1 protein-coding gene is annotated in these 4,897 nt (G+C 35.5%); it reads right to left on the reverse strand.

The window, feature by feature from the left end; translation table 11 throughout:
• Nucleotides 1-327 precede the first annotated feature (327 nt).
• Complete coding sequence (locus ACSHWW_RS14225; protein WP_435683138.1) at nt 328-4,785, reverse strand: Calx-beta domain-containing protein; 4,458 nt, start codon at nt 4,783-4,785, stop codon at nt 328-330.
• Nucleotides 4,786-4,897: the final 112 nt, after the last annotated feature.

The following is a 4,897-nucleotide window of genomic DNA, read 5'->3' on the forward strand; positions in this document are numbered from 1 at the left end:
GTTATTCAGTTTTTGGGTTGTGTAGAATCAATTCAATTGAATATGATCCAATTACACTTTACAAAATTAACCTTAGAGTTAGCAACAGAAAATAATTGTTGTATAAGTGTTAATTCCTATTGTATAGGTAGAGAAAGCTGAGGTCTTGGTGTTTTTTTTTCTTGTGTCGCTCGTCGATAAGTTCAATAATAGAACTGACTTACGAACTATACACCTCAAAATAAAATCGTTGAAATGCGTCCTTTTTGACACTAAGTGTAACATTAATTTTTCTTGACCTAGAAGATAATTTCAGCTCTTTAATCGAGCTCAAGCAAAAAGAAAATACTAGTTAGGTTTTACTCTATATGTAATTCTTCTATTAGTAATTACGGTATAGCCTTTGACCGTACTTAATGGAGAAAATTCAGATGTTGAGTTGGCTAAAGTTGCCGTTGTAGTTATCGTTTTTCCTAACGATATACCGGAAGGCAATGGAATACTAAATTTAAACTTATTAGTATTGTCCGTGTTATTGTCTTCGTCCGTATAGGTAGTACTGTTTGATTCCAAATCTGTAGCAGAGCCTTCTACCATAGTATTAAGGTAGCGTTGCCCCTCTCCGTAGTCATATGTCAATCCTAGTGTATTATCACCAATAGTTGCCGTACCTTCATTAATATCTGTAGCAAACAGCTCTATAGTTGCTCCTGGTCTTGACCATCCTTCTACTATCAAGTTTGTTCCTGAAACATACGCCCCAGTAATTATGGGGAAGTTCAACAAGCCATTTGGACCATTGTCACTATCTCCTGAATCATTAATTGTTACACCATCATCATTTAAATCAATACCCAAAGCATCAACAACGGTACCGTTCGCGTAAATGGAGTTTTGACTTATTAAATTTGATGTACCGTCAACAATTGCAATACCTGCGCCACCATTTTGATAAATAATATTATTAGAAATAGATGAATCATCACTTTCTATCTTAATTGCCATTTGTTGTGGATTTCCTTGACAATCACCTCCATCTTGCCCTGAAGTTGTTAAGGAATTTTCTGTTATTACAACACCGGTTACTTTATCTTCTACATCGATTGCAGTGGAAGCTGATGCTTCTATTAGATTTTGTTGAATAACTACACCTGAACCATCTTCCAGTAAAATAGCGTCATCACATGGTGAACTACCATTATCTTCAAAATGGTTATTTTGAATTAAACTTGAACTACCACCATCTATTAATACTGCTGATTCTAAAATTGTTGCAAGATAATTTCCATTTACATTAATTTGCCCATCTTTATTTTCTACACCAACATCTATATCTCCCGAATTATTACCTAATGCATTCACGCCAATTAAATTCTGGGTAATTTCTATTGAACCATCTTCTACAACTATGGCTGAAGACTTATCTGAAAAAATCGCTAAATTTCTTATAATCACATTATCACCCTCATTAATGAAAACGTCGCCATCTTCTCGATGAACTTGAATTTCCGGTCTTTCATATGTTGGTAATATAGCATTGGAAATACCTACCGTATCACCACCTGAACCCACTACACCTGTATTTGTATCACCAGAATATGCTGTTTGCGTTCTACCATCTATAATGGTAGTACTACCTGTTATTACCGATAGAGGATCATTTTTAGAAATTTCAATATCAAAGTAACCATTTGTGAAATTAACATCTGCGGTTCTGCCAAAAGAATCACCTGTGGGTGGTATCATGAAAATTGAGACATCTTCTCCTGCGGCCGGGTCAAAGATTGAATTAGATTCTATATCCAGACCTGCTTCTCCTAAAGTATTACTATTCAAAATAAATTGTTCTAATGAACCTTGACCAAGTACATTCGTGTTTACGATTGTATTAAAATTATATCCAAAATCAATATTTGCAACACCACTACTGGCTATACTAACTAAAGATAAACTTTGGGAATCATCAAATACGCCTAATGCCGAATCACTAAAAGCCGTGGGGTCTGCACCACCTATTTCATTTAAAACCTCTATAATATTTGAAACTTCGCCATAAGTCCTAAAAGTCTGTACAGGAACACAGGTTGTGCAGTTTATACCATTATCCCTATTCGATCTTACTGTAGAGTTTACCAATTTTACATAGTAATCTCCATCTGCCATACCTCCAAAACTGTAATCTCCACTAACTTTTGAAGTTGTTCTTCGTACAAAAGTCCCATCGCTTTCGTATAATTCTACAATAGCGCTAGATATACCCACACCATTGGCATCGGTCATATTTCTACCTTGACCACCACCATAATTAACATCTTCAAAAACGGTACCCGCAATAAGATTAGAAGGCACCTTTAATACCACTGCCGCAGATATCAGGAAATCTTGACCAACATCTACATTTGCAGTAACCTGAGAATCTCCAGGAGAGATATAAGTAGAAATATCATACGTATCTAAATCAACGCCATATGTTGTATTTATATTATAATCTGGTGTTGTAGTATTATCATACATGGTAGAATTGTATGCATTATTCCCTGTTTGACCACCATCTCCGGATAAAGTAAAATCTTGATTTGCCTGATTCGTTATCGATAATCGTTCCCCGTTAGGATTAGTAGTACCAGAACTATTACCGTCTAAAGTTGAATCTCCTTCCCATGATAAAAATGAAGCTTTTGCTCCTGCACCGGCAATTGCATAAAAACTATCCAGTGTAAATGAGTTACCATCATTGCTTAAACCATCAAAACCTTGATATAGGTTAATGTTTACTGCAGGAAGATTAGGGTCTTCATAAAAAACAAATAGTGTCCAACCTCCTAATACAGTTGCCGATGAACAATAGGTATTTGAGTTATCTACGGATAAACCAGAAAAATCAAAAACGTTAGTTGACGGATCTGCTACACCCGCTACAATATCCGTGACATCACTAACATAGCCATAAAAATTTCTATTGGTAAGTGTTGTTTGATACTGAAAATTAGCGTTAACAGTTTGTCCTTCAAAAGTTACACTACCATCAACTACTGTACTTGAATGAGCCCAATACAAATATGCCTTTTTTATTGTACCTGTGTTTGGTATAGGCGCAATTAATGTATTTGATGATGATGTTGTTATAGAACAAGCATCCGTATTGTTATCATTTGTTCTTAATGAACCACCTGTTGTAGAATAATCATAATACCCATCAAACTCTTGAAATAGTGTTAATGGATCATTGGCTAAAATTTGAGAATTTATATAACCATTGGCAGTATCACTATAATCTACAGTAGCGTATTGGGCTGTTGCATCAGAAAATCCAACAGTAAAAAATTCTACTAACTCTGGTACCCCATCATCCACGATAGGTACTGAAAAAGTTTGAACATTACCCACCTCACCCGTAAAAGTCAGTGTACCGTTTACGGAAATATAATCACTACCATTATTTGCAGTACCATCACTTACCATATACTCTACGGTAAACGGAGTTTCAACAAAGCCAAAAAACCAACTAAAACCATGACGGTCACGAACATGAGTCACGGTAAATATAGCACTACCAGAGTCTTCATCTACGTATACATCTTCTACCACAATCTTTGGTCCTGGAGGAGAACAACTAACAGTTGCTTGCCAACCGTTACCAGTAGTGTTGTTGTTAGACGTAAACCTAAATGTTAAACATCCATTAGCATTGGTTGCAAAAATTTGTGTTGGTACATTATCATTATCATACTGCCCTATTAAAGTGGCTCCGGTATTATTACCATCATACACATAAAGAATATCACCTGATATAACATCAAACTGGTCAAAATTTACCTGAGTATAATTGTCCGCAGTATCTGGACAGATGGTATACACTAAATCTTCATTATCGGAATAATTACTTATACCACCAGAATCTAAAAATATATCATCACAAGTAGTTGCAGAGCCCCCATCTGTAATAATTAAGGCATCATTAGCTAAAATTGTACCAATGGCCGTATCTGTAATATCTACATTGGGATTTGAGGTTGACGTAAAAGAAAAACTAAAAGTTTCATCGCCTTCAAATATGGTGTCATCGGTTATAAAAATAGTTATAGTTTCCGTATCCCAAATGGTTCCATCAAAATTTAAGGTTCCGCTTGATGCCGTATAATCTTGACCTGAGGTTGCAGATATATTAGTTGTTGTATAATTAACACTATAAGGTCCGCTAGCAGCACTACCACCATGTCTTACGGTGAAGGTTGCCGTACCAGCATTTTCATTTACAGTAACGTCATCAACAAGTACTTCTGACCCAAAAGTGGCACTAAATTGAACATTATCAATAAAAATGGTATCATTATTTTCCCAAGTTGTATCACCACGATAAAATATGATAGCAGGATTAGAAGCGATTTCGGCAGCCGTTAAATTATAGGTTAACGAACCTGTTCCACCATTAATTCTTTGAACAAAACCCCATTGATTAGTATCTGCATTATATATATACACGTCTATTGCCTCACCTCCTGCAGAATTGGCATCATAATCTAAAGTTAAGGTAGCGGATGAAGCCCCTGCTAAAGGCACAAACCTATAGATATACCTATTATCTATATTTCTAAAACGTAACTGACCACCAGTAATTTGTATTCGACCACCCCAAGCATTACCGTCATCTCCACTTTCAATCCAATCAGAACTGAAATTTTGAGTTCCTTCATTACTTCCGTAAAAAGTGCTTGTAAAAGTATCCAAATAGGTTTCCTGTGCAACCAGCTGAAATGAGAACAGCAGCGCTACAAAAATGTAAAGGAATTTTAAAGAGTTATACATCATTATATATATCTACAAATAACCTAGTTTCTTTGTCAATAGAATTCATTGACCTTCTAACCAGGCAAATATATCTGTATATAAATTGTTAGTGTAAATATTGTTGTGTAAG

Source organism: Nonlabens sp. (assembly GCF_051251825.1).
Lineage (GTDB): Bacteria > Bacteroidota > Bacteroidia > Flavobacteriales > Flavobacteriaceae > Nonlabens.

Bases quoted from the DNA above. Each gene is read 5' to 3' on its own strand.
- ACSHWW_RS14225 (WP_435683138.1), bottom strand. From the start codon at position 4,785: ATGTATAACTCTTTAAAATTCCTTTACATTTTTGTAGCGCTGCTGTTC.